Origin of the sequence: Acinetobacter sp. YT-02 (genome assembly GCF_002412355.1) — a bacterium.
In the GTDB taxonomy this organism is placed as follows: Bacteria; Pseudomonadota; Gammaproteobacteria; order Pseudomonadales; family Moraxellaceae; genus Acinetobacter; species Acinetobacter towneri.
In genome coordinates this window covers 45,766-71,030 of record NZ_NOZT01000005.1, presented here as the reverse complement: position 1 = coordinate 71,030, position 25,265 = coordinate 45,766, and the positions used below count along the sequence as shown (strand labels likewise).

At 42.8% G+C, this 25,265-nt stretch carries 20 protein-coding genes; 14 read left to right on the top strand and 6 right to left on the bottom strand.

Annotated elements, in window-relative coordinates:
* Window positions 1–476: 476 nt before the first annotated feature.
* The 8 genes from gltB (at window position 477) to CF596_RS03610 (ending at window position 12,717) form a co-directional block, all read left to right on the top strand.
* Window positions 477–4,952, top strand: a complete 4,476-nt coding sequence (gene gltB, locus CF596_RS03645; protein ID WP_171324818.1) for a glutamate synthase large subunit — start codon at window positions 477–479, stop codon at window positions 4,950–4,952.
* Window positions 4,953–5,043: 91 nt separating this feature from the next.
* Complete coding sequence (locus tag CF596_RS03640) at window positions 5,044–6,465, top strand: FAD-dependent oxidoreductase (RefSeq protein WP_096901277.1); 1,422 nt, start codon at window positions 5,044–5,046, stop codon at window positions 6,463–6,465.
* Between the two features lie 291 nt (window positions 6,466–6,756).
* Window positions 6,757–7,347 carry a LemA family protein gene (locus CF596_RS03635; RefSeq protein ID WP_096901276.1) on the top strand — a complete coding sequence of 197 codons (591 nt, stop codon included), beginning with the start codon at window positions 6,757–6,759 and terminating at the stop codon, window positions 7,345–7,347.
* 19 nt (window positions 7,348–7,366) lie between these two features.
* Window positions 7,367–8,482 carry a TPM domain-containing protein gene (locus CF596_RS03630; RefSeq protein ID WP_096901275.1) on the top strand — a complete coding sequence of 372 codons (1,116 nt, stop codon included), beginning with the start codon at window positions 7,367–7,369 and terminating at the stop codon, window positions 8,480–8,482.
* Entirely contained in the window at window positions 8,476–9,036 is a 561-nt protein-coding gene (locus CF596_RS03625; RefSeq protein WP_096901274.1) for a TPM domain-containing protein, read from the top strand. The genes CF596_RS03630 and CF596_RS03625 overlap by 7 nt, the downstream gene beginning before the upstream one ends.
* Window positions 9,037–9,553: 517 nt before the next feature.
* Entirely contained in the window at window positions 9,554–10,084 is a 531-nt protein-coding gene (locus CF596_RS03620; protein WP_096901273.1) for a pilin, read from the top strand.
* Between the two features lie 114 nt (window positions 10,085–10,198).
* Window positions 10,199–10,933 carry a TfpX/TfpZ family type IV pilin accessory protein gene (gene tfpZ / locus CF596_RS03615; RefSeq protein WP_096901272.1) on the top strand — a complete coding sequence of 245 codons (735 nt, stop codon included), beginning with the start codon at window positions 10,199–10,201 and terminating at the stop codon, window positions 10,931–10,933.
* 152 nt (window positions 10,934–11,085) lie between these two features.
* Complete coding sequence (locus CF596_RS03610) at window positions 11,086–12,717, top strand: O-antigen ligase family protein (protein WP_096901271.1); 1,632 nt, start codon at window positions 11,086–11,088, stop codon at window positions 12,715–12,717.
* A gap of 121 nt (window positions 12,718–12,838) precedes the next feature.
* Here the strand turns inward: CF596_RS03610 and bfr are convergent, their stop codons facing one another.
* The 6 genes from bfr to gmk all read right to left on the bottom strand — a co-directional run bounded on the left by bfr (window position 12,839) and on the right by gmk (window position 17,731).
* On the bottom strand, window positions 12,839–13,303 hold the full coding sequence (gene bfr, locus CF596_RS03605; protein ID WP_096901270.1) for a bacterioferritin: 465 nt from the start codon (window positions 13,301–13,303) through the stop codon (window positions 12,839–12,841).
* Between the two features lie 247 nt (window positions 13,304–13,550).
* A complete protein-coding gene (locus CF596_RS03600; protein ID WP_004974511.1) occupies window positions 13,551–13,745 on the bottom strand; it encodes a bacterioferritin-associated ferredoxin in 195 nt (64 codons plus the stop codon).
* Window positions 13,746–13,917: 172 nt separating this feature from the next.
* Window positions 13,918–14,301, bottom strand: coding sequence for a RidA family protein (locus CF596_RS03595; protein WP_004809961.1), 384 nt, complete (start codon window positions 14,299–14,301; stop codon window positions 13,918–13,920).
* 123 nt (window positions 14,302–14,424) lie between these two features.
* Window positions 14,425–16,527, bottom strand: a complete 2,103-nt coding sequence (locus CF596_RS03590) for an HD domain-containing protein (protein WP_096901269.1) — start codon at window positions 16,525–16,527, stop codon at window positions 14,425–14,427.
* Between the two features lie 222 nt (window positions 16,528–16,749).
* Window positions 16,750–17,031: a DNA-directed RNA polymerase subunit omega gene (rpoZ, locus tag CF596_RS03585; RefSeq protein ID WP_004809957.1), complete on the bottom strand. Its 282-nt coding sequence runs from the start codon at window positions 17,029–17,031 to the stop codon at window positions 16,750–16,752.
* A 76-nt stretch (window positions 17,032–17,107) separates the two neighbouring features.
* Complete coding sequence (gene gmk, locus CF596_RS03580; protein ID WP_096901268.1) at window positions 17,108–17,731, bottom strand: guanylate kinase; 624 nt, start codon at window positions 17,729–17,731, stop codon at window positions 17,108–17,110.
* A gap of 134 nt (window positions 17,732–17,865) precedes the next feature.
* On the opposite strand from gmk, the gene ispH reads away from it, so the two are divergent.
* The 6 genes from ispH (at window position 17,866) to CF596_RS03550 (ending at window position 25,264) form a co-directional block, all read left to right on the top strand.
* A complete protein-coding gene (ispH, locus tag CF596_RS03575; RefSeq protein WP_096901267.1) occupies window positions 17,866–18,816 on the top strand; it encodes a 4-hydroxy-3-methylbut-2-enyl diphosphate reductase in 951 nt (316 codons plus the stop codon).
* Between the two features lie 163 nt (window positions 18,817–18,979).
* A complete protein-coding gene (locus CF596_RS03570; protein ID WP_096901266.1) occupies window positions 18,980–19,414 on the top strand; it encodes a prepilin-type N-terminal cleavage/methylation domain-containing protein in 435 nt (144 codons plus the stop codon).
* Window positions 19,415–19,433: 19 nt separating this feature from the next.
* A complete protein-coding gene (gene pilV, locus CF596_RS03565; protein WP_096901265.1) occupies window positions 19,434–19,919 on the top strand; it encodes a type IV pilus modification protein PilV in 486 nt (161 codons plus the stop codon).
* Window positions 19,909–20,955 (top strand): PilW family protein, encoded by a 1,047-nt coding sequence (locus CF596_RS03560; protein ID WP_096901264.1) that lies wholly within the window; start codon window positions 19,909–19,911, stop codon window positions 20,953–20,955. The genes pilV and CF596_RS03560 overlap by 11 nt, the downstream gene beginning before the upstream one ends.
* On the top strand, window positions 20,952–21,638 hold the full coding sequence (locus tag CF596_RS03555; RefSeq protein ID WP_096901263.1) for a pilus assembly protein PilX: 687 nt from the start codon (window positions 20,952–20,954) through the stop codon (window positions 21,636–21,638). Before CF596_RS03560 ends, CF596_RS03555 begins: the two co-directional genes overlap by 4 nt.
* Window positions 21,639–21,655: 17 nt before the next feature.
* Entirely contained in the window at window positions 21,656–25,264 is a 3,609-nt protein-coding gene (locus tag CF596_RS03550) for a pilus assembly protein PilC (RefSeq protein ID WP_096901262.1), read from the top strand.
* The last annotated feature ends 1 nt before the right edge of the window (window position 25,265 follow it).

The following is a 25,265-nucleotide window of genomic DNA, read 5'->3' as shown; positions in this document are numbered from 1 at the left end:
CACCAATTTGATCTAAAAAATTGATCATCCTGAATTAAAAATACGTTCTAAAATGGCGCAGCATGGTGTATAAAAATAATGAAGTGCACAAAAATAGTGCGAATTTATAGCAAAAATGTGAACTAACGACGATTTTTCTTGAATGATGCTGATGTTTAGCGCGTGTATAACTAAAAATTAAAGTTGGCATTGTTTTTGCTTTTATTGGTGCGTGAATTGAGTTGTTGTCCCTATTTTGGCGCAAAAAAGATTCAATGATTGTGCGAAACTGTCAAATTTGCCTGCTACATTAAAGTGTAAAAGTTGCGTAAATGATGAATGACACGTTTGAGGTTTAAGCCAAATCAGACTTAAACAAATGCGTGAAACTTCATTTACACAAGATTGATGTTTAGAGAAGTAAATTGAGTTAAATCGCAAAACTAGATTGTTTAATTGGCCCAATTGGGCAAGTAAAAGAAGGGTACGCTATGCACATGCCATCGCCTAATACTGTAGCTCCCGCTCAAGGTTTATACCAACCGGATGAGTTTAAAGATAACTGTGGTTTCGGTTTAATTGCCCATATGCAGGGTGATGCAAGCCATGATCTCGTCAAAACGGCTATTCATAGTTTAAGTTGTATGACCCACCGTGGCGGGATTGCCGCAGATGGTAAAACAGGGGATGGCTGTGGTTTGCTGTTGGCAATGCCAAAGCAATTTTTCCGTGAAGAGGCAAAACGCTTAAGTGACATTACCCTAAGCGAAATCTTTGCCGTAGGTACAGTGTTTTTAAACCTAGACCCTGCCTTGGCGACTCATGCTAAAAATATTCTGACTAAAGAAATTGAAGCTGAAGGCTGTAAAGTTCTGGCTTGGCGTGTGGTGCCAACCAATAATGAGGCATTGGGCGAAATTGCGATGCAATCTTTGCCTGCCTTTGAGCAAATTATTGTCAACTGTCCAATTGGTGTGACAGAAGTTGAGTTTAATCGCAAGTTATTCTTAGCACGTCGTCGTGCAGAGCAACAATTAACTGCTGATCCATATTTTTATGTGACCACCTTATGTTCAACTGTGATCAGCTATAAAGGTTTGATGATGCCTGCTGCGATTGCAGACTTCTATACGGACCTTGCCGATGAACGTTTGGCATCACATATTGTGGTATTCCACCAACGTTTCTCGACTAATACCTTACCACGTTGGCCATTGGCGCAACCGTTCCGTTATTTGGCACACAATGGTGAAATTAACACCATTACCGCAAACCGTAACTGGGCGATGGCACGTACGCCTAAATTTGACAACCCACTTTTGCCAGGTTTAACTGAGCTGAAACCTATTGTGAACCGTACAGGGTCAGACTCTTCTAGCTTAGACAACATGCTGGAAATTCTGGTGGGTGGTGGAATGGATTTATTCCGTGCCTTGCGTATGCTGGTTCCGCCTGCATGGCAGAACGTAGAAACCATTGATGCTGATTTACGTGCTTTCTATGAGTTCAACTCTAAGCACATGGAAGCGTGGGATGGCCCAGCAGGTTTAGTCATTCAGGATGGCCGTCATGCAATCTGTATGCTGGACCGTAATGGCTTACGTCCTGCACGTTGGGTGATTACCAAAAACGGCTACATCACTTTGGCCTCTGAAATTGGGGTATGGGGTTATGAGCCTGAAGATGTGATCTCTAAAGGACGTGTTGGTCCAGGTCAAATTTTGGTAGTCGATACCTTTACTGGCAAAGTGCTCGATACGCAGGATGTGAATAACCATCTGAAAAGAATGCGTCCTTACCGTGAATGGTTACGTGAAAATTCAATCCGTTTACAAGGTAGCCCAGAGCTTGAAGAATATTTATGTGACCACGGCTTAAAAGGCGATGCCTTAAAAGCTGCACAAAAAATGTTTATGGTGACCTTTGAAGAACGTGACCAGTTATTGCGTCCAATTGCAGAAAGTGGTCAGGAAGCTGTCGGTTCAATGGGGGATGACACCCCAATGGCGGTATTGTCACGTCAGGTACGCCATGTGTCAGATTATTTCCGTCAGCAGTTCGCACAGGTAACCAATCCTCCAATTGACCCATTGCGTGAATCTATCGTGATGTCGTTGGAAACCTGTTTAGGTCGTGAACAAAACGTGTTTGAGCAAGGCCCAGAACATGCAGACCGCTTGATTATTTCAAGTCCTGTGCTGACCAATTCTAAAATGCATCAGATTCGCACTTTGGGACGTAAAGGCTATGAAATTGCCGATATCGACTTGAACTATGCAGAAAGTGAAGGTTTGCAAGCTGCTATTCAGCGTATTTGTGAAGCAGCTGCGCAAGCAGTGCGTGATGGAAAAACTTTATTGGTGCTTACTGATAAAAAAATCCGTGAAGGTTATTTGCCTGCCAATGCAGTCATGGCCACAGGTGCGGTACATCACTACTTAATTCAAGTTGGTTTACGTACCGATGCCAACATTATTGTTGAAACTGGCTTTGCTCGTGACCCACATCAATTTGCAGTATTGCTCGGTTTTGGTGCAACAGCGGTATATCCATATTTGGCTTATGATGTGATTAATGACTTGATTGCCAAAGGAGAGTTATTGGGTGACCCTGTCTATGCGCAAAGTAATTTCCGCAAAGGCATTGAAAAAGGCTTGCTCAAAGTCTTATCAAAAATGGGTATTTCAACTGTAGCCTCTTATCGTGGTGGACAATTATTTGAAGCGGTTGGTTTGTCTGCTGAAGTGGTGAATACCTGCTTTATTGGTGTACCGAGCCGTATTCAGGGCGCTACCTTTGCCGACCTTGAAAATGATCAGAAAAAACTGGCAGATACTGCATGGAAATCACGTAAGCCAATTGATCAGGGTGGTTTGCTGAAATTTGTCTTTGGCAAGGAATACCATGCCTTTAACCCAGATGTGATCAATGCCTTACACAAAGCGGTGCGTTCAGGCAATTATGCAGATTTTAAAGAATATGCAGAAATCGTGAATAATCGTCCAATTGCTACCATTCGTGATCTCTTTAAATTGAAAACAGACAATTCAATTGCCTTAGATCAAGTGGAATCGGTTGAACAAATTTTACCGCGATTCGACTCTGCGGGCATGTCTTTGGGTGCGTTGTCACCAGAAGCGCATGAAGCCATTGCCATTGCCATGAACACCATTGGTGGACGTTCAAACTCAGGTGAGGGTGGTGAAGACCCTGCGCGTTACGGCACAATTCGTAACTCGAAAATCAAACAGATTGCTTCGGGACGTTTTGGGGTCACACCTGCTTACTTAACCTCTGCAGAAGTGTTGCAGATTAAAGTGGCACAGGGTGCAAAACCAGGCGAGGGTGGTCAGTTACCGGGTGGTAAAGTGAATGGCTTGATTGCCCGTTTACGTTACTCTGTGCCGGGTGTAACTTTGATTTCACCACCACCGCACCACGATATTTATTCGATTGAAGACTTGTCACAATTGATTTTTGATTTAAAACAAGTCAATCCGCAAGCCATGGTATCGGTCAAACTGGTGTCTGAACCGGGTGTGGGTACCATTGCAGCAGGTGTCGCTAAAGCCTATGCCGACTTCATTACCATCTCGGGTTATGATGGCGGTACCGCAGCATCGCCACTGTCCTCTATTCACCATGCAGGTTCACCGTGGGAGTTGGGTTTAAGCGAGGCGCATCAGGCATTGCGTGTGAATGACTTGCGTGGCAAAGTTCGTGTGCAAACCGATGGTGGCTTAAAAACTGGTTTAGATGTGGTGAAAGCGGCAATTTTAGGTGCGGAAAGCTTCGGTTTTGGTTCAACGCCAATGATTGCCTTAGGTTGTAAATACTTGCGTATTTGCCACTTAAATAACTGTGCAACTGGGGTAGCAACGCAGCAAGATCATTTGCGTCAGGAACACTATATTGGTGAACCACAAATGCTGATCAACTTCTTCACATTTATTGCTGAAGAAACTCGTGAATGGTTAGCAGCATTGGGTGTGGCGAGCTTAAAAGACTTGATTGGTCGTACCGACTTATTGGAAATTTTACCGGGTGAAACTGAAAAACATGCACATCTTGATTTAAGAGCCTTGTTAGAATCACACCCTGCGGCAGAAGGCAAAGCGCAATACTGTCAAGTTGAAGGCAATGCGCCATTTGACAAAGGCGTTTTGGCTGAAAAAATGATTGCAGAGATGTTGCCTGCAATTGAAGCAGGTACGGGCGGCGAGTATTACTTTAACGTGAGCAACTGTGACCGTTCTATTGGTGCACGTATTTCAGGTGAAATTGCTCGTCGTTATGGTAACTTGAGCATGGAACATCATCCTGTCAAAGTGAATCTTTCAGGTACTGCGGGTCAATCTTTAGGTGTTTGGAATGCAGGTGGTTTGCATATTAAACTTGAAGGTGATGCCAATGACTACGTTGGTAAAGGCATGGCGGGTGGACGTATTTCCATCTTCCCACCAAAAGGTTCGCCATTCCAAACGCAGAATACTGCCATTATTGGTAATACCTGCCTATATGGTGCAACTGGTGGTAAATTATTTGCTGCGGGTACTGCAGGTGAGCGTTTTGCGGTACGTAACTCAGGCGCATTTGCGGTGATTGAAGGGGCAGGCGACCACTGCTGTGAATATATGACTGGCGGGATTGTCACGGTATTGGGCAAAGTGGGACATAACTTCGGTGCAGGTATGACAGGTGGTTTTGCCTATGTACTGGACTTAGATAATGACTTTGTTGATCGTTACAACCACGAACTGATTGAGCTGAATCGTATTTCGACTGAAGCGATGGAAGAACATAAAGCATTCTTAGGACGTATTTTAGATGAACACATTGCCGAAACAGGCAGTGCGTGGGCTTATAAAATCCGCCATGAGTTTGATTTCTATAGCCGTAAATTCTGGTTAGTGAAACCAAAAGCTGCCAACTTGCAGACTTTGTTGAAAACTACCCAAGCAGATCCACAATAATCCACGACTCAGCATTCGGCAGGTGTGGATAACTTTAGACTTATACCCAGCGTAAAAGTGAAGTTATCTACACCCACCTACGGAGAAAGACATGGCAGAACGCCTACATAATGACTTTCAATTTCTGGATGTAGCACGACAAGATCCAGAGAAAAAAGATCTCGATGTCCGCAAAAATGAGTTTGTGGAAATTTATAAACCGTTTACTGCAGAAGTAGCGGCGAATCAGACCCATCGTTGTTTGGGCTGTGGTAACCCATACTGTGAATGGAAATGCCCTGTACATAACTACATTCCGAACTGGCTTAAACTAATTTCGGAAGGCCGTATTTTTCAGGCAGCAGAATTGTGTCATCAAACCAATACCTTGCCTGAAGTATGTGGACGTGTTTGTCCGCAAGACCGTTTGTGTGAAGGTGCATGTACCTTGAACGATGGCTTTGGTGCAGTGACCATTGGTAATGCTGAAAAGTACATCAACGATACCGCTTTTGCTTTGGGTTGGCGTCCAGACATGTCGCATGTGAAATGGACCGATAAAAAAGTTGCGATTATTGGCGCAGGCCCTGCAGGTTTGGGCTGTGCCGATATCTTGGTGCGTAACGGAGTAAAGCCAGTCGTCTTTGACAAACGCCCTGAAATTGGTGGCTTGCTGACCTTTGGTATTCCAGAATTTAAAATGGAAAAAGACGTGATGAAACGCCGCCGTGAAATTTTCTCGGGCATGGGGGTTGAATTCCGTTTAAATACTGAAATTGGTACAGATATCACCATTGAACAACTGCTTGCAGATTACGATGCCGTATTCATGGGAATGGGTACTTATACTTATATGAAAGGTGGCTTTGCCGGTGAAGATTTAGATGGCGTTTATGATGCGCTGGATTTCTTGATTGCCAATGTTAACCGTTGCCAAGGCTGGGAAAAAGACCCTGCAGAATACATCAGTGTTGAAGGCAAGAAAGTGATTGTACTGGGTGGTGGAGATACTGCCATGGACTGTAACCGTACTTCTATTCGTCAAGGTGCGCAGGAAGTCACTTGTGCCTATCGTCGTGATGAAGCCAATATGCCAGGTTCACGTCGTGAAGTGACCAACGCCCGTGAAGAAGGGGTGAACTTCTTATTTAACCGCCAACCCATAGAAATTGTTGGTGAAAATGGTAAAGTCACAGGTGTAAAAGTGGTCACCACACAATTAGGTGAGCCTGACAGTCGCGGTCGTCGCAGCCCAGAGCCTGTTCCAGGTTCCGAAGAAATTTTAGCTGCCGATGCGGTATTGCTTGCTTTTGGTTTCCGTGCCAGCCCTGCAGATTGGTTTGCCTCTGCCAATGTTGGGGTAGATGGTTCAGGTCGTGTATTGGCAGCAGAACAGCAAACATTTAAGTTCCAAACCTCTAACCCGAAAATTTTTGCAGGGGGCGATATGGTGCGTGGTTCTGATTTGGTCGTGACTGCAATTTGGGAAGGTCGTCAGGCAGCAGAAGGTATTTTAGATTATTTAGAGGTCTAAACGAGTTTGTTTTGCTTAGATGTTGAAAGGGCTGAGTTTTAAGGAATTCAGTCCTTTTTTATTGGATATTTTATCCCGCTCATCTTCTTGTGGAATATATTGCCATCTCTGATTCATATAAGGTTTAAGAGCTGAAACTTCAATATCAATTCAATCTGCTGTACAAGGTTATTGTTTAATGTAAACAGTTTGGTGATTCGCTAGATTAAACAAAATACACAAACAGGTCAGAATTTCACGTTAGAATGAAATCATTTCAAACAAATACAAAGAAAATTTAGAGGTTAATTTATGAATTTCACAAAAAAAACCATGCTCGCGGTGGCTTTAACCAGTACTTTGACATTAAGCGGCTGTGGCTATAACACCTTACAAGTGAAAGATGAAGCCGTGACTGCTTCTTGGTCAGAAGTCCAAAACCAATATCAACGCCGTGCCGATTTAGTGCCAAACTTGGTGAATGTGGTCAAAGGTTATGCCAAGCATGAAGAACAAGTCTTGACTGAAGTCACTCAGGCACGTGCCAATGTCGCAGGCTTAAAAGTGGATAAGTCGGTATTGGAAGACCCTGCGTTATTCCAGAAATATCAGGAAGCACAGGCACAAATGACAAGTGCCTTATCACGTTTAATTGCGGTGTCTGAAAACTATCCTGACTTAAAAGCCAATGAGCAATTCCGTGAGTTACAAGTACAATTGGAAGGCACAGAAAACCGTATTGCCGTGGCACGTAACCGTTACATCAGCACAGTGCAAGACTTTAACAGCTATGCACGTCAGTTCCCGCAAGTGATGACCGCAAAAGTCATTGGTATGGACACTAAACCAAACTTCAGTGCCGAACAAAGCGCACAAACAGCACCGAAAGTTTCGTTTGAATAATGCCTAGGAGGATGTCTGGATGCTGCAATTGCACAGCAAGACCCACATGAGTCTAGCGCAGATGCTGCTGCTTATGGCAGTTATGTGTTTCAGCTGCTTGGCATATAGTGAAGTTGCTACAGCAACCGATGAAACCGCCGAAGCTGTGGTGCTGGGTAAAATTGTGCAGCAACAGCATCCTCAAAATGCAAACCCTATCCCTGATCTTGCAAACTCACGTCAGTCTACATCGAGCACTCAGCAAGCACCTATAGAAACACCCGTTCAGCAACCGCAAATTGCCAATGATATGGCAGAGGGTGAATCCATCCGTGCTTTGCCGACATTGAATCAGCCCGTGGTCGATCAAGCCAATTTGCTCACTGCTGCAGAAAAACAGCAAATCAGCCAGCGGATTTTAAATTTACATCAACAAGCCAAAGCACAAATTGGGGTGGTGATTGTACCGACTACAGGGCAGGAAGATATTTTTGATTTTGCCATGCGGGTCGCAGAACAATGGCAGCTCGGTTCTGCCAAGCAAGACAATGGTGTGTTGATGGCAATCGCAGTCAATGACCGTCGTATTCAAATTTTAACAGGTTATGGTTTAGAGGGCGTGCTGCCCGATATTGTAGTCAGTCGGATTATTAACCAACGTATTACGCCGTATTTTAAACAAGCGCAATATGCTCAAGGCATTGACGCAGGCTTGGCAGAAATTGAACGGATTTTAAACCTAGATCCAGAAGTTGCTGCACAGGCGGCGCAAGAACTCAAACAGCGTCAGGAACAAGCGTTGCAAGAACAACAGGCACGTGAAAAAACCTTGAGCAGTGCTTTATTTATTTTAATTGCAGGGGTAATTGGCTCACTGATTGTTGGAAAACGCTTAAGTGCTTCAACCGCTGCCGTGGCAGGTACAGTGGCAGGTTTGGTCAATGGTGCAGGCTTAATCACCAGTTTAATGATTGGCGCGGGAATTTTCTTTTTACTCATCACTGCCATTGCACAGACCATTTTCCAAATTTTCTTGTCCTCTGCAGGGCGTGGAGGCGGACGTGGTGGTGGTTTTGGCGGCGGCGGTTTTGGTGGCGGTGGCTATAGCGGCGGCGGTGGTGGCTTTGGTGGGGGAGGAGCATCAGGATCATGGTAACCACAACAGATACAACAGAAATTATTACTCAACCGAAAATGGACATTGCAGCGCGTCCGAGTGTAAAGCGTTGGCTGAAGCATTTCTTTTATTTACCTGCCACCAAACGTTTTTTTAATGCGCAGGATCAACATGCCATTGCAGAAGCGGTGACTGCAGCCGAGAATGGGCATGTAGGTGAAATTCAGGTGGTGATTGAAGGTTGTTTACCCTCGCGGTTGGCGTATGCGATAGATACTCATATTCGTGCACGCCAATTATTTGCAGAATTGGGGGTTTGGGATACTGAACTAAACAGCGGCGTTTTGCTGTACCTGAATTTGTGCGAGCGCAAAGTGGAAATTGTGATAGACCGTGGCATTAAAACCGCGACCACGCAACAGGTGTGGGATGAAGTCTGTGCGCATATGGTGCAGGGTTTGGCACAGCAGCAGTTTCGGCAAGCGGTAATAACAGGTGTGCAAGAAATTGGTGAAATTTTGGATGTGTTTTATGATCGTCAGTTGCTAGATCAGCAAAATGAATTGGGCAATGCGCCGATTATTTTGGGATGAGGGTTGTTGGTGATTTTCTTTTTTAATTCCTTCCTGAGCACAAATTTAAGAACGGCTTTAAGTTTGTGAGCAAGAAAGAAATGCAATGAGGGTTCCTCTGTTTTTAAAGGGAGGTTAGGAGGGATTTGCGATATTGGTAATTTTCACTATATGTGACTAATTTCTAAAGGAGGAAGTTCACACAAGCATAAAAGATAACTACTACACGTAAGCTAAATTTGCTGAAATTTAGATTAAAAATGCAAGTAAATGTGTGACAGGTTTATTTTTAAAATTAAAAAATGCGACTATTGCTTTAAAATTGACAAAATTTGTTAAATTTTTAATTTACACCTGACAATAATTGTCACTTTTTAACAAAAATACACAACCAAATTAAAAGTTCTAAATTTTTTATGTGTAAGATGCTGTTTTTTTGTGAGAATTGTCTATAATAAAAGTTGGCACGTTTAGTGCTAAGTATAAAATAGCTTACAAAGCTTATAATTAAATTAACAAACATTTGTGGAGAATGTTTATGAATACAGTTCAAAAGGGTTTTACCCTTATCGAGTTAATGATCGTTGTCGCTATTATTGGTATTTTGGCTGCAATTGCGATTCCTGCTTATCAAAGCTACACTATTCGTGCAAAAGTAACTGAAGGTTTATCTTTGGCTGCTGCTGCCAAGACGGCAGTTGCTGAAACATTGTCTTCACGCAGTTCTGGTGCTGTTGCAGCTTATACAGGTACTGGCGCAGCAGCAAATGGCTCTTATGGCTTTGAGTTTACGCCAACAGAAAATGTAGCAAAAATTGAAATTGCTGCAGTTCCAAATGTTACAGCTCCAGCAGCAGGCGCAGGCTTAATCACGATTACTTATGCTGGTCAAGTTGCAGGTGCCATGACTGGTGATAAGGTTTATCTACAACCAGGTAGCGGTACTATTGCCAATGGTGCATTACCAACTGCTGCAATTTCACCAGGTCAACCAATTGTTTGGGGTTGTGCTGTAGCTGATGCTAAAGATTTTAAATATGTACCATCTAACTGCCGAGTAAAAAAATAATGTAGTTTTAGTCTATAAAAACCGTGCTTTCTTCGGAAAGCACGGTTTCTCTTTGGAAAAAATAAAAATGAATATAATTATTTTATCAATCAAAAAAACGTAGTTTTCTCAAATATGTCCAAACGCCTAAATTTTTTCCTCAGCCATTTATTGCTCTCATTTTTAGTCGCTTTATTGGTGATTGGATTGGTGTTTTTTATTTGGTATCCATCGCCACTTGCCACAGCTGTTGGCGTAACGCATATCTTTTTAATGCTGTTGGTTATAGACGTGATTTTAGGACCACTTTTAGGTTTATTGGTTTATAAAGAAGGTAAAAAAACACTTAAATTAGATCTTAGTGTCATTATTCTCATTCAAATTGCGGCTTTATGTTATGGGGTGTTTAGTATCGAACAAGGTCGCCCTGCATGGTTGGTTTATAATGTAGATCGTTTTGAATTGGTTAGAAAAAATGAATTAGTTGATACGAATATTCAGCAAGCACAGCCACAATTCCAAAAACCTTCATGGTTTAAACCACAATACGTCGCCACTGAATTTGCCAAAGATACACAACAACGCAATGATGAAATGTTTGCAGAGGTTTTTAGCGGTATTTCCATTGCACAACGCCCAGAACGCTATGTAGAACTCACTCAAGCTAAACATCAAATCCAACAACGTGCATTGCCGCTTGCAGAATTAGAACAATACAATTCAAAAACTGAAGTTGAAAAAACTTTAGCAAAATATCCAAAAGCCGATGCGTGGCTACCCTTAAAAGCCAATGCAGTCGATATGGTGGTTTTAGTCAACAAAGAATCTGCAAGCATCATCAAAATAGTAGACCTTAGACCGTGGCAATAATCGCTTAAATTAAAATGGGGAATTTCAGTATTTCCCTATGCAATTATCCCACTTCAAAACAGTTAGAATTTCAATCAAACTTGCTACACAAAGCACTATCATCTTGCCTAAAAAAATATAAGATAGAGCCAGTTTTTTAGTCTAGTTTTCTTATGAAATCTGCATTGCTATTTTTGGCTGCCATCCTCATCTCCCTTGCATGGCTATTGCCCATTCACTACCGCCCATGGGTCACCTATACAGGTGAACTTTACGCATTTTTTGCCTTGTTTGCTCTCGCAGCCAGCCTATTCAAAGAAAAATTACAGATACCTAAAATCAGCCTGCCCTTACTGGCACTGTGCAGTGTCCCACTCATTCAGTGGGGCCTTGGCTTAGTCTACTTCTTTGATAAAGCTTTGCTCAGCAGTGTGTATATCTTTAGTTTTTGGTTAGCAATCATTTTTGGCTACAACCTCACGCAAAACAACAGCGAACGTGAACGTATCTTTACAGGCTTTAGTTATGTGCTACTCGGCGTGGGAAGTATTACCGCATTCATGGCAATTTGCCAGTGGCTCACACTCGACCAATACCTGCCAATGATGGTGGATATAAAAATCGGGCAACGTCCTTATGCCAATTTCGCCCAACCCAATAACATGGCGACCTTTTTGGTGATGTCGCTTATGGCATGCCTATATTTATACGAAAAACAAAAACTTAAAACCATGTGGATTGTGATTGCAGCTGCCATGATTTTGGTCGGTGTGGTGTTGAGTCAATCACGGACTTCGTGGTTGGCGTCGCTGTGTCTCTTGAGCTATTTGGGCTATCAACAATACCGTGGCGTAATGCGGATAAAATGCCGCTATAGCTTGCTGTGGTTTGCCGCATTTATCGGGTTAATTTTTATCGCACCTGCTTTTAGTCAATTGCTCTCACAAAGTGCAGACCTTTCGGTGCAATCTCGTGATGTGGTACAGCGCGCCACAGGTGATATGTCGCGCTTGGCGATTTGGCAACAAATGCTCGCTGCGATTGAGCATCAACCGTGGTGGGGCTATGGTTGGCATCAAACTAGTGTGGCTTATGTGACGATCAGTGAATTTGTGCAAGGTCCAGTGTGGATTCGCAGCGCACACAATTTCATTTTGGACTTTTTACTTTGGAATGGTGTGATACTCGGTGTGCCATTTTTGGCGTATTTGGGCTATTGGGGCTATCAGTTACATAAATATACCCAGTCGGTTGAATCGGTTGTGGGGATTTTGATGGTCGGTGCATTTAGTGTGCATGCGATGCTGGAATTTCCACAAAACTATGCCTACTTCTTGCTGCCTGTGGGTTTTATTATTGGCATGGTTCAGTCACCACGGGTGTTCAAAAACTTCACTTTATCTGTAATTTATATACGCAGTACTTTTGTACTTGGCGCATTGTTGTTGATGCTGATTTATCGTGATTATGAGGTGATGGTCCCTAAATTGAATCAGTCGGTACGCTACGAACACACACCTGAAAAAATCACACATCAAGAGCGTATTTTGGTACTCGAAGAATTTAACCGCCGCATTGCGTGGATTCGTTTAAATCCGTATAGTCAGCAAACGCCTGAACAGCTGCAAGAGATTCATGAAATTGTATTGAACTATCCAACCACTTACGATTTATTGAAATATGCGCGAGTCTTGGCGTTTAACGGTTATGAAGCAGAAGCTAAAAAGCAATTGTGGTTGTTAAGCACTTTGCGCAAGGTCAATGTGGATTATGCAACTTTGTTGGATGAAGCAGAGCAGCGCTAATGTGGGGATGTTTACTGTGCTAAGTAATTAAACATCGTATGCAATGATGCTTAAACAAGGGAAATTAAAAAAACAAAAGACTGGAAAACCAGTCTTTTGAGTTATCTAAACTAGATGAGTTTTAGAGTTGGCTTTGAATATAGTTTTCAATGCCCACAGTTTCAACCAAATCAAGTTGTGTAGTTGCCCAGTCTAAGTACTCTTCTTCTTTTTCTAGAATTTCCTGGACCAAATCACGAGTCACATAGTCGAGTTGTTGCTCTGCCAAAACCACCGCTTTTTGAATCGCTTCAATATTCTCTTTGACTTTTCGTACATCGCAATTCAGCACTTCAGCAGTGTGCTGACCAATATACAATTTACCCAAATGTTGTAAATTTGGCAGACCTTCTAAAAACAGAATACGCTCAATAATTTTATCGGCATGTTTCATTTGACGAATCGACTCTTTATATTCAGCCGAACCGAGTTGTTCAATACCCCAATCATTAAACATACGTGAATGTAAAAAATATTGGTTAATCGCAGTCAGGTGATGATACAAAACTTGGTTGAGTTGATTAATCACATCACGATTGCCTTTCATTGCAGCACTCCATCAACAATTTCTGCCTTAAACCGCTTAAGGCAATCTATATTTGTATCTTAAACAAGACTGGGTAAAATGGCGAGTGATTTATCGAACGGCGAATGAAAATCGCAATCAAAAACAATTAGCTAGGCGGTGTGAAGAAATGTAAGCCAAGAAAAACCCGCTGTAGTCGAAAGCGGGAGAGGAAACACCGAGTAAAAATTATAATACTTAAATGTGGGAGATCAATAAAACGTCAGCTTTAGGCAGCAACGGCAAGACGAGACGCAATTTGTGCAATTTCATCGCTAATGATAGCGCGAGTTTCAGGTGCACAGCGACCACAACACGTGCCCAAGTCAAACATATCGCGTATTTCACGATAGCTGTCTGCACCATTGGCAACGGCTTCTTTAATGTCTTGATCTGTAATACCACGGCATAAGCAAACGTACATGAATGCAACCACAATAATTTAAATAAGATAAGAGTTATTATTGATAATTATTATCGTTTGTCAATAAAAATCATTTGAAAAGTCATTTATAGTAATTGGGTTTTTGAATAAAAAAACGCCACCTAATAGGTGGCATCGTTTAGTGGTTTTTAAGTGATTGAATCATAATAACTTATGAATTGATAATCACCACGCCATCCATTTCAACCAAAGCACCTTTAGGCAAGCTAGCCACACCTAAGGCTGCACGCGCAGGGTATGGTTGTGCAAAGTATTCGCCCATAATTTGATTGACCAATTGAAAGTGTGATAAATCCGTCAGGAAAATATTCAGCTTGGCAATATCGGCCAAAGAACCACCCGCAGCTTCACAAACGGCTTTTAAGTTATCAAACACGCGGCGAATTTGCGCTTCAATGCCTTCTACCAATTCCATGCTGTATGGGTCTAAACCAATTTGACCTGATAAATAAACAGTATTGCCCACTAAAATGGCTTGAGAGTAAGTACCAATTGCTGCAGGTGCATTTTCAGTATGGATGACTTGGCGAGACATTGATTTCTCCTAAAATAATGTACGGACATCATAGACCATCCGACTGCATTTCAGTAGCCTGTTGAGTCTATAATGCAAAATCGGTGAATGTGCGGCACAGTCAAACTATGCAGCCACATTAAATTAACAAGCTTTGGCTTCTTCTGCGATGCTGATAGGGCGCGCTAAACGGCTAATTCGTGGGAAACCGAAGTGCATACGCAAATCACGAATAATTTTGGCTATTTGCTTACGGTTATTCACCACAATATTCACATAGGTTTTGCCATCGTGGCTGCGTACCATTTCTACTCCGGTTTTGGCCTTACGACATTGATAGATCAAATCGGAGATTTGTTCGTCATTCATATCCATATCAATGCTGAGATAAGCCGTAAAACTCACGTCATCTACATCTTCTGAAGTCCATTGTAGCGGCATAATATTTTCAGGATGTTGATGTTGCTCATGCAGTAAGTTGTTGCAACGCGCACGATGCACAATCAAGCCACGGCGTGACAAGTTACCCTGAATTGGATCGCCCAGTACAGGGTTGCAACAGTGCGCATATTTCACGTCAATGCCTTCTGTGCCCTGAATCAGACGGTCAGAATGTTCGCTGCTGTCGTGATCGAGTGCGTAAATGTGATTTGCCACCAACTGTGGCAATAAATCACCGACTGCAATTTGCTCAAATAATCGGTCTTTGGAGTCGATATGACGCCATTGCAACACATTTAACCAATCTGCTTCGGTCAAGTCTTGAATCGAGTGATTAAATAATTTCAGCGCACGGTTAAGCGCTTGCTGACCCACCAAACGCTGTTCTTCAATATCCTGATCACGCAGAATATTTTGTAAGGCACGACGGGCTTTTTGGGTATTAATAAAACTCAGCCAGTCTGGGTTTGGTGTGGCTAAAACATCCGTAATGATTTCGACCACTTGCCCGCTGGTGAGTGGTGTGGAAAGTGGTTTGCTTTCACCATTAATTTTTGTACCGACGGCATGGTTACCTAAGAACAAACTGGCTGCATAGGCAAAATCAACTGCGGTGGCGCCTTGCGGCAATTCATGTAAATGTCCGTGCGGGGTATAAACATGAATTTTCTCTTGGTGTAGATAATCCAGTAAATCGCTAAATGTAGTTTTAGCGCATTCACCATCAATCAACACGTTCAAGCTTTGCATAGAGGCTTGAATGGCAGAACGGCAGGCTTGCGGTGCGTTTTCACCCAAGACCACACCAAAACGTGCGGCTTTACGCATCAATTCAGTTTGAATGGTAAGTGATAAGGTGGTTTGCTCGCCTTTTAGACGCATCATGAGTGACTGGTTACCACCTGGCAATGGACGACGGATATGGTCTTCATAATGCAAGACCTGAAAGCTGTCACGTAAAATATCGGCTAAACGATCACAGTCAGCAATACTTTGTAAAATAATTTCAAAGGCGTGGCTATGGGTCAGTTCTTGTAGATCAATATCGTTCTTTACAAAGTAGCGCAGTAATTCAATATTGTTATTTTTCTTTTTAATACGACCTGCAATTTGATTGTCTTGTAGCAGGTCGGCAAGGTTTTGTTCCCATTTAGATTGGTATTCGCAGCGTTTGGGCTTAGTGTGCAACAGGGCAGCTTGCACATCGTTATACATATCTAGGTCAAGGTTTTGATAACACAGATGTTCAAGGTTGTCGGCCATTTCATTCATGCCGACAATACGCGCCATCGGTACAAATACATCAAAGGTTTCTTGAGCAATACGAGCACGTTTATCTGGTCGCAAGGCATCCAATGTGGTCATGTTATGATAACGGTCTGCCAATTTCACAATAATGACACGTGGGTCCTGTAAGGTCGCTTGCAGAATTTTACGGAACGATGCGGCTTTGTTGTATTCCTTATCGCTAGAATGGCTAAGTTTGGTTACACCATCGACTAGTTCAGCAACCGTGCGCCCAAATTTCTCTGTGATGTCATCCTTGCTGAAGTCAGTATCTTCAATAACATCATGCAACAGGGCAGCAATCAGGGTGTCGGCATCCAAACGCATGTGCGCCAAGATACAACTCACCGCAATAGGGTGTAACACATAGGGTTCACCGCTTTTTCGGGTAACGCCATCATGCGCATGTTCGGCATAATCGCAAGCCGTAAGCACCTGTTCGACATCACTTACACTTAGGTAAGGTTCGATCATGGCTTGAAGCTGTTGTTTGGCTTGGCTGACCATCGTGCCTGGCATATAACACCCTTTAAAATACAAGTGATAACGAATATACAGTTAGACCTTATAATGAAAAGCATATTGCATGACTTGTCAAATTTTTTCATGCCAAAATATAGGGTCTTTAGACCATTTAAAATAAGATCTTAATCCTTATGTTATAACGGTTTTTAGCGCAAGATTAAAGTTCAGGCAACAAAAAAGCCTAGTAAAAAACTAGGCTTTTTCAGAAAGTTGTTCTTATTGGAAAGAAAAACCATCTAAATTCAAATTATTTGCAGAAAGTGCAAGGTCAAGACTCGAAGTTTGATAGTCTTGATCACGTTGTTTCAAAATGTCTTTAGAAACGTGACCTTCTGCAATTTCACGTAAAGCAACAACGGTAGGTTTGTCGTTGTCCCACTCAACGGTAGGTTCTATGCCTTGACGTGCCAATTGACGCGCGCGCTTGCTTGCCACTAGTACAAGCTCAAAGCGGTTGTCTACATGGTCTAAACAATCTTCAACGGTAACGCGTGCCATAAGAATTCTCGTTCGAATAATAAATTTAAACAGACTGTGCAGTATAAGGTGCTTTGTCAATAGACTCAAGTTTTAATCACGCGCTTGGCGGGCTAATTAATTTCTGAATCAACTCTTGATGACGGTTGGCCTGTTGTGCCAAAACCAATCGGTTGGCAATAATGACCGCTTCTAAATCATGCAGTGCCTTATTAAAGTCATCATTAATAATCACATAGTCAAAATTGACATATTGCTGCATATCTTCCACTGCACAGCCTAAACGATGCTCAATCACTTCAACAGCATCTGTGCCACGGTTAGACAAACGCTCGCGTAAATCAAACTGACTTGGTGGAAGAATAAAAATTTGCTTCGATTCAGGAAAAAGATTGCGTACTTGCTGAGCGCCTTGCCAGTCAATTTCAAGTAACACATCGTGACCTTTGGCTAACTGCTCTTTAACCGTCGCTTGCGCGGTGCCGTAATAATTGCCAAACACCTCTGCATACTCAATAAAACCGCCTTGTTCTACCAAGTCGATAAAATCTTGTTTTTGCGTGAAGTGATAATGCACACCATCGAGTTCGCCGGGACGCTGACCACGTGTTGTGTGAGAGACTGAAACGTGTAAATTATTCACACGCTCAAGTAGAGCTTTAACAAGGGATGTTTTGCCTGTTCCTGAAGCGGCAGAAACGACAAACAATAGACCCGACATGATATTTTTCCTGATATGATAAAATATCTTCTCTATTTTAGAGTAGACGCCCCTTAAACAAAATAGCCAAGATGGCTTTTGTTGGCATAATTTTTTAAACATCCTACCTATTTAACTTCAACATAGAGGGTTCTATGGAAATTGTATTGGCGAATCCACGTGGTTTTTGTGCAGGTGTAGACCGAGCAATTGCGATTGTAAATCGTGCCCTTGAGTGTTTTAACCCTCCTATATATGTACGTCACGAAGTGGTACACAATAAATTTGTGGTAGATGACTTACGCCAACGCGGTGCAATTTTTGTCGATGAGCTAGATGAAGTGCCCGATGACAATATCGTGATTTTTAGTGCACATGGCGTATCTAAAGCGGTGCAGCAAGAAGCGGAGCGTCGTGGCTTAAAAGTATTTGATGCGACTTGTCCGTTGGTCACCAAAGTACATATTGAAGTCACCAAATATGCGCGTGAAGGCACAGAGGCGATTTTGATTGGTCACGAAGGACACCCCGAAGTTGAAGGCACGATGGGTCAGTACGACAAGAAAAATGGCGGCGAAATTTATTTGGTGGAAGATGAAGATGATGTGGCTGCACTTGCGGTTCAGCATCCAGATAAAGTGGCTTTTGTGACGCAAACTACTTTGTCGATTGATGATACAGCCAAAGTGATTGATGCCTTGCGCCAAAAATATCCGAATATTCAAGGGCCACGTAAAGACGATATTTGTTATGCCACTCAAAACCGTCAGGATGCAGTGCGTGACTTGGCTAATCAGTGTGATGTGGTGTTGGTGGTTGGTTCGCCAAACTCATCTAACTCTAACCGTTTACGCGAACTTGCAGAGCGTATGGGGAAACAAGCCTACTTGGTGGATAATGCCGATGAATTAAACCAAGCATGGTTTAAAGCAAATACAAAAATTGGTGTAACTGCGGGCGCATCTGCACCAGAAATTTTAATTAAACAAGTGATTCAGCGTTTGCAAGACTGGGGTGCAAGCGCCCCTGAAGAGCTGGCAGGTCGTGAAGAAAACATTACCTTTAGTTTGCCCAAAGAGTTACGTATTCCTGTAACACAGGCTTAAACTGCGAAGCATATAACACTTTAAAAAAATGACTAAAAATAGGTAGATAACACTAGTATGACGGTTATCTGCTTTTTTATGCCTTTTATCCTGAAGTGTGAGGGTTTTGTAAAGTTGTTGGTTACTATTTTTAATAGGGCAAAGTCTGTGTCTTGGGGGGAGTATGCGAAAAAAAGAAAACGGGTTCACCTTAATTGAGTTGATGGTGACCATTGCGGTGTTGGCAATTATCGCGATGATGGCGGCGCCTTCTTTTACCCAAACAATTCGAAAAAACCAACTTATAAGTGATACGCGTGATTTTGTAGATTTATTGGCTGAAACAAGGTCGGAAGCGATTTTTAAACAAGGCGACCGAATTTTGGCACTGGACAGTAGCGTATCGACACCTTTTAAAACATGGACATCAACGCATGTCAGCAAACAAAGCGGTGATACCAGCGTTACCTTTAATCGCTTGGGACAAACCGCTGCATCGGGCAATGGGCAGTGTTTTGTGCTTGTACATAATGGCGATACAACCTTAAAGGCATATGTGTACGTACAGAAAGGTGGTACGGTGATTTATAACAAATCAGCCACAAGCTGTCCGACTTGAGCGCAAGGGATAAAGAACAATGATTAAAACTCAAAAAGGCGTTGGACTGGTAGAGGTGTTGGTGGCTCTAGTGCTGCTGAGTATTGCTGTACTCGGGTTTGTCGCCTTGCAAATCAGGGCAGTTGCTGCGACCAATGAAGCAACAATGAATGTACAGGCAACCAATATTGCTCGGGATCTGGCTGAACGTATGCGAATCAACCGCGCTGGATTAAGTGGTTACATCGACAACACGGATACAGATGATTGTGCAACAGGATTTTGTAGCTCTGAAAATATGGCAAAGTATGATTTTCGACAGGTAAAAACTCGTGCAAAGAATCTGGGCATGAGTGTTGATGTGCTGAATTGTCAGGGTTCTACGCTGGTTCGTAAATGTGTATATGTTTCATGGGAGGGTACTACACCGACTGATGGTACGGGCAGTCCACACTGTACCGATGGTACTGCTTATGTAGGAAACGCCAAATGTATCATCATGGAGGTGTATAACTATGGCACATAAACCTCAGCAGGATTTAAATCATCCCCCTTTCGGAACAGCGTTCCTCACCTTTTCCAAAGGAAGGAGTTCCTTCCTGCCCCAATCAGGCTTTACACTTCTTGAATTAATGACTGCACTGGCTTTGGGTCTGTTGATCGTTGCTGCAGGTTTGGCTGTGTTTTTAGGCAGTTCCCGTTCTTTAAACCTGCAATCAGGTCAGAGTGAGCTACAGCAAAATGCCAATTTTGGTCTGTCACTGGTCACGCATGACTTGAGGCATACCAATTTAAATACAGTGTCTTCACAACGAGTCAATAACTATACTCTGGGTTCAGGAATTATTTTTAAGAAAGAAAATTTGCCTGTCTCATTAGGTACAGTCACTGGTCTGGAAACAGAGCTGGTCAGTTTGCAGAGCAAGGATGCAGATAATACCTCAGGTACCAGTGATCGTCTTACTATTCAGTATGTGCCTGAAACCAGTGCTATTTTTAATTGTGAAGGGACTCAGGTAACCAGTGCTTCGTCGAAGGTGATTGTGCAGCGATATTATGTGGCAGAAAGTCCACAGCAGGTCACAGGTGAGCCAACATCGTACTCACTCTATTGTGATGCTGGAGAGTATTCGGGAAGTTCACCGACAGCTATTACAGGTTTGGGTGCTCATGGTTCTAACGGTGCCCAGCAAATCATGCAGCGTGTTGATGCCTTTAAAGTGCGTTTGGGGGTAAAAAACCCAGCAGGGCAATTGCGCTATATGACTATTAATCAATTTAATACAGCAATGAACACACTTCTTGCGGCAGCGGCATGTGCTACGCCTAGTGCGACAGCTTGTACGGATACCTTTCTTCAAGTGGCGTCCATCGAAGTGGGTATTCTGTCTCGCTCGACAGGGACAATTGGTGCCGATGCCAGTTTAAATACCCAGACGACTTTTGACGTTGCAGGTACTACAGTCACACTTGCGGGTGATGCGGCAGTCAACAAACGTTATTTGCGTCAGGCAGTGAATCAGGTGGTGGCGATCAGAAATACATTGGGAGCAGCATCATGAAACAACAACAGGGTGCAACGCTTATTACAGTTTTGATTATTTTGGTGCTTGTGACGGTACTGGGAACAATTGCTGTGAAAACTGGAATTTTAGGTTTGAAAATTGCGACAAATAGTCAGGTCAATGCTTTATTGCTTGAAAATTCTGATGCAGCTTTATTTAACGTGGAAAACCCAGATGATGTAGCACGTCAACTGGCACTGGATGGGATGTTTGCTTATTTCAACTCTGCGGCCAATGCGGACGACGAGCTGGTGTTTTGTTATCGTGCCTCTGAAAGTTCATTTTTTAGCTTAAATAAAGCCAGTGCCATTGCTGCAGATGGTACAACAACTAAAATTGGTGTAGATGGTTATTGTAAGGCCAACCAATTTGCAATGGGGCGATCTGCGGTTTTGTCACAAGTGTATTTAACCAAGAGTTCTACGGTTTCTGCCCCTTTTGGTTCAGTTCCCAAGGGGACCAGTATCGGGCAAAGTAATGTTCCTGCAACTAGCAACAATATTGGTGCGACTGTTATTTCGGTATTACCAAGTTTTGCAGGTGCTTCTTCTACAGAGATAGAAGCCTGTTTTAAGCAGCGGGCTTCGGCCGTGGGGGCGTGTTTTGATGGGTTAGGTATTCCCTATAACATGCAGCATTCGGACTATGTGGTTGGTGGTCAGCCGAAGTTGGTATCGTAAAGAAAGAGGGTTTAAAAATGAAAACATTAAATTCAAGAAATGTGCTTTCTACGGCGGTTTCGGCGCTGATGACGATGATGGTCTGTAGTAGCGTCTCTCAGGCGAGTGATATCGAGATCTATCAAAATGCCAAGCCAAGCACGATTACCCTGATGATGCTGATCGATATTTCAGGGAGTATGGACTATATGTCTTATGGTGGTGGCAATGCATGTGATGCACCGAACCAAAGTGTAAAAAAGTATGCGCTGCAAAAAATTAATCCGCATGCAGATGCTCCAACCTATAGAAGGCAGTGGTGCGAGGTGACCAGTGGAGGGGTAACTACCGAATATCCAGATCGTATTACCCGCGTTAAGGACGGTATGATTGATTTGTTATTTGGAAATACTAGTAAAGGCATAACCGCCTTACCTGATAATAATATCATTGGTTTATCAACGCTAGGCTGGGTTCGGAATCCGCTGTTAATCGATCCTACACAGTCCGATGGTCGGTTGCTTTGGGATGGAACACAGTCTAGCTCACCTATGAGAAATCAAACTAATATGAATAGTTTGGCTTATGGTAAAACGGGTACATATAAAAGTGAGCGTGGTGGTAGTGAGTCGGATTGGGATAATATTGGTAATATTGCAGTGCCTGCACGACGACTAGATGCAACGATTACGGTGGATGGTGTTTCGATCACTCAACGTAAATATTTAGCACAGAAAATTGCCAGTCTTGCAGCGGTGACGAATACGCCAACTGCACGTTCGTATGCTGAAACAATAGCTTATTTGCTGGGTGAGACAACTCAGGGGCGTGCTTCAAGCGGGTATAATTTTGCTAATCCAGATGCTTATGACACCACTCGAACAGGATATTATGCGGCACCATCGTCCATGACGCAGGCAGAAGCGGATAAACAGTGTAATGGACAAGGTGTGTATGTATTAACCGATGGTGATCCTTATCAAAATGTGAATGCGCAAGGGTTGATTCAAGGTGCCTTGGGAAGTACAGGAAGCTCATTTAGCTGTAGTACTAATGACAATGCTGCTGGAACATGGGATTGTGTTCGTAAACTTGCAAAAAATTATTTACTTAATGGGAACAATCCTAAAGGTGTGGCAATTAAAACAGCTGTTGTTGGTTTTGGTAAAAACTTTAACAGTGTGCCGTCATATGATAAGAACAAAAGTATTGCGGATAATGTGACATCGATTAATGCTTCCAGTGCGAGCAGTAATCAAAAGAATGCCGCACTGTGGGGGGTTGAAGGCGGTGGTGGGTGGTATTCTGGTAGTAGCTCAGAAGATGTGGTGAATAGTGTTAAAGGCTTTTTAAATGAAATCGAAGTTGAAATTCCTGCGGTAGCAACGGGTTCTCCAACCCTTCCACAAGATGCTTTAAATCCATTACGCATTCAGCCTTATGGTTATTACGCTTCATTTTTGCCGAAACCGCAGGAATCGACCCAGCTTTGGGTTGGGAATATGAATAAATATCATATTTTTAACGGCGAACTATATAATGCAAGCAAAACTATTCGCTTAATTAAGGCAGATGGTTCGCTTGACGCAGCCGCCAAAGGGCTTTGGACTGACGAGGGCATGAAAGGACAATTGCCCTTAGGCATAGGCACTAATGCTGCGAATGAGCAAGTTGCAAACCGTACTATTTATACCAATCGTGAAATTACAGGTACTGCGGCTCCGTATGCAGCAAGTGAAATCGGTTCACTGAAAAAAGTCAATGTGGCGACGCTATTTGGTACAGGTAGCACGGCATTGTTTGTGAACGACCCAGATAAAAATTATTGGTTGAACTTGCTTGGTTACAATGTTGCTGAAACAGGAACGGTGACTTTAGCCGATCTTATAACCAAACCTGAACTGCGTCAGGTCGGTTCGGTCATGCACTCCACTCCTATTTTGCTGACCCAGTCAGGTAAAATTTCATACACTTCTGGCACTATTGACACCACTGATCGTGATGATTACTTATTATTCGGTAGTACACAAGGATTATTGCATGTCGTACGGGCAGGCAAAAATGCAACTGATGCTGATCGTGGTAAGGAAGTATTTACTTTTGTACCTCACGAAATGATGAGAGACCAAAAGACTGCATTCCTGAAAGAAGATAGCACTACTGGTGGCTCGGCGAATCTGTTTTATGGTATTGATGCACCGTGGACGGCTTATACCCAGTATGTTGCAAAAGCAGATGGAACATTGACAGTAAAAGGTTCAGAAAGAAATACTGATGGTAGTACTTATAATTCAAGTAATACAAATCTTGAATTAAAAGGTTTGCAGTGGGTCTATGGTGGTTTGCGTATGGGAGGCAAAAGTTATTACGCCTTGAATTTATCTGATATAACTAATCCGAATTTAAAATTCCATATCGACCCAGCCAACTCAAAAATTTATAAATCAAGTTCCACAACTACAGGTGTAACCGCTTTAAGTTATATGGGACAAAGTTGGTCTAAACCAACTATTGCATATGTGAATTTTGGTGGAGAGAAAAAACTAGTCATGTTTGTGGGTGGGGGTTATGACCCTGGTTATGAAAATGCAGCATATGACCAAAGTACCACCACAGGTGGTGGTGCGGGTGTCTATATGTTTGATGCCAATAATGGTGACTTGCTTTGGTGGACCAGTGCCAATGCAACAGCAGCAGGTGGTGCAGAAGCATTTACCGATGCAAGTGCAGATACTATTAACATGAAATACAGTGTTGTCAGTCAGATTAATGCGATTGATCGTGATAGCGACGGTTTGGTCGACAACTTATACTTTGGTGACTTAGGTGGACAAGGTTTCCGTGTCGACTTAAATAACGCTGCCACGGGTGCAGATGCAAGTGCTAAAAAAGCGAATTTTGCTAAACGTGTTGTACGCTTATTTGATGAACATGCAACAGGTGGGGCAAGCCCTCGCTTCTATGAAATGCCAAGTGTGTCTATACATGACAGCGATGATGGCTATGTTGCTGCCGTTGCGTTTAGCTCAGGTAATCGCAGTTCACCATTAGTTGGAACAGCGGTTGTGAATGGCAATCAAGCAGGTTCAACAACAAGTGCAACAGATGGTGTATTTGTAGTTTATGATAAAGATGTTGCAAAAACAGATCTTTATGGAACGCCAACCTTAACCACCCCGACTGCACTGTCTTCTTTAAACAGTAACATGAGTACAGGTGTTGCAATTAATGGAAATAGCGGTTGGAAATATACCTATTCAAGTACTGCAGGTGCTTATAAAGGAATGAATGAGCTGTATGCCTTAGATGGCATGTTGTATGTCAATGTGTTTCATCGTGATGGTACAGGTATTGGTGGTTCGTGTGGTGCAGGTGTCAAAGGTGACAGCTATGTCTATCAGTTCTGTTTGCCTACAGGAAAATGTCCATTTAATACAACCACATCTGGGGTGCCGAATCGCGTAAAACTTGGTGCGGGTATTTTGGGTGCTGGTTTAGGTCAAGGACGTAGTAGTGCCAATAATACTGGGTTGATTGTAAACCGCCCTAACACGCTCAATTGTACCACTACCCCAAATTTACCTGAATGTCAGGAGTTTACCACCACAGCGAAACTTAGACAGTTACGTTGGTATGAAACTCGTTAAG

What these genes read in the sequence shown, in the direction of transcription:
- gltB (WP_171324818.1), top strand. Translation starts at nt 477, where the DNA reads ATGCCATCGCCTAATACTGTAGCTCCCGCTCAAGGTTTATACCAACCG.
- CF596_RS03640 (WP_096901277.1), top strand. Translation starts at nt 5,044, where the DNA reads ATGGCAGAACGCCTACATAATGACTTTCAATTTCTGGATGTAGCACGA.
- CF596_RS03635 (WP_096901276.1), top strand. Translation starts at nt 6,757, where the DNA reads ATGAATTTCACAAAAAAAACCATGCTCGCGGTGGCTTTAACCAGTACT.
- CF596_RS03630 (WP_096901275.1), top strand. Translation starts at nt 7,367, where the DNA reads ATGCTGCAATTGCACAGCAAGACCCACATGAGTCTAGCGCAGATGCTG.
- CF596_RS03625 (WP_096901274.1), top strand. Translation starts at nt 8,476, where the DNA reads ATGGTAACCACAACAGATACAACAGAAATTATTACTCAACCGAAAATG.
- CF596_RS03620 (WP_096901273.1), top strand. Translation starts at nt 9,554, where the DNA reads ATGAATACAGTTCAAAAGGGTTTTACCCTTATCGAGTTAATGATCGTT.
- tfpZ (WP_096901272.1), top strand. Translation starts at nt 10,199, where the DNA reads ATGTCCAAACGCCTAAATTTTTTCCTCAGCCATTTATTGCTCTCATTT.
- CF596_RS03610 (WP_096901271.1), top strand. Translation starts at nt 11,086, where the DNA reads ATGAAATCTGCATTGCTATTTTTGGCTGCCATCCTCATCTCCCTTGCA.
- bfr (WP_096901270.1), bottom strand. Translation starts at nt 13,303, where the DNA reads ATGAAAGGCAATCGTGATGTGATTAATCAACTCAACCAAGTTTTGTAT.
- CF596_RS03600 (WP_004974511.1), bottom strand. Translation starts at nt 13,745, where the DNA reads ATGTACGTTTGCTTATGCCGTGGTATTACAGATCAAGACATTAAAGAA.
- CF596_RS03595 (WP_004809961.1), bottom strand. Translation starts at nt 14,301, where the DNA reads ATGTCTCGCCAAGTCATCCATACTGAAAATGCACCTGCAGCAATTGGT.
- CF596_RS03590 (WP_096901269.1), bottom strand. Translation starts at nt 16,527, where the DNA reads ATGCCAGGCACGATGGTCAGCCAAGCCAAACAACAGCTTCAAGCCATG.
- rpoZ (WP_004809957.1), bottom strand. Translation starts at nt 17,031, where the DNA reads ATGGCACGCGTTACCGTTGAAGATTGTTTAGACCATGTAGACAACCGC.
- gmk (WP_096901268.1), bottom strand. Translation starts at nt 17,731, where the DNA reads ATGTCGGGTCTATTGTTTGTCGTTTCTGCCGCTTCAGGAACAGGCAAA.
- ispH (WP_096901267.1), top strand. Translation starts at nt 17,866, where the DNA reads ATGGAAATTGTATTGGCGAATCCACGTGGTTTTTGTGCAGGTGTAGAC.
- CF596_RS03570 (WP_096901266.1), top strand. Translation starts at nt 18,980, where the DNA reads ATGCGAAAAAAAGAAAACGGGTTCACCTTAATTGAGTTGATGGTGACC.
- pilV (WP_096901265.1), top strand. Translation starts at nt 19,434, where the DNA reads ATGATTAAAACTCAAAAAGGCGTTGGACTGGTAGAGGTGTTGGTGGCT.
- CF596_RS03560 (WP_096901264.1), top strand. Translation starts at nt 19,909, where the DNA reads ATGGCACATAAACCTCAGCAGGATTTAAATCATCCCCCTTTCGGAACA.
- CF596_RS03555 (WP_096901263.1), top strand. Translation starts at nt 20,952, where the DNA reads ATGAAACAACAACAGGGTGCAACGCTTATTACAGTTTTGATTATTTTG.
- CF596_RS03550 (WP_096901262.1), top strand. Translation starts at nt 21,656, where the DNA reads ATGAAAACATTAAATTCAAGAAATGTGCTTTCTACGGCGGTTTCGGCG.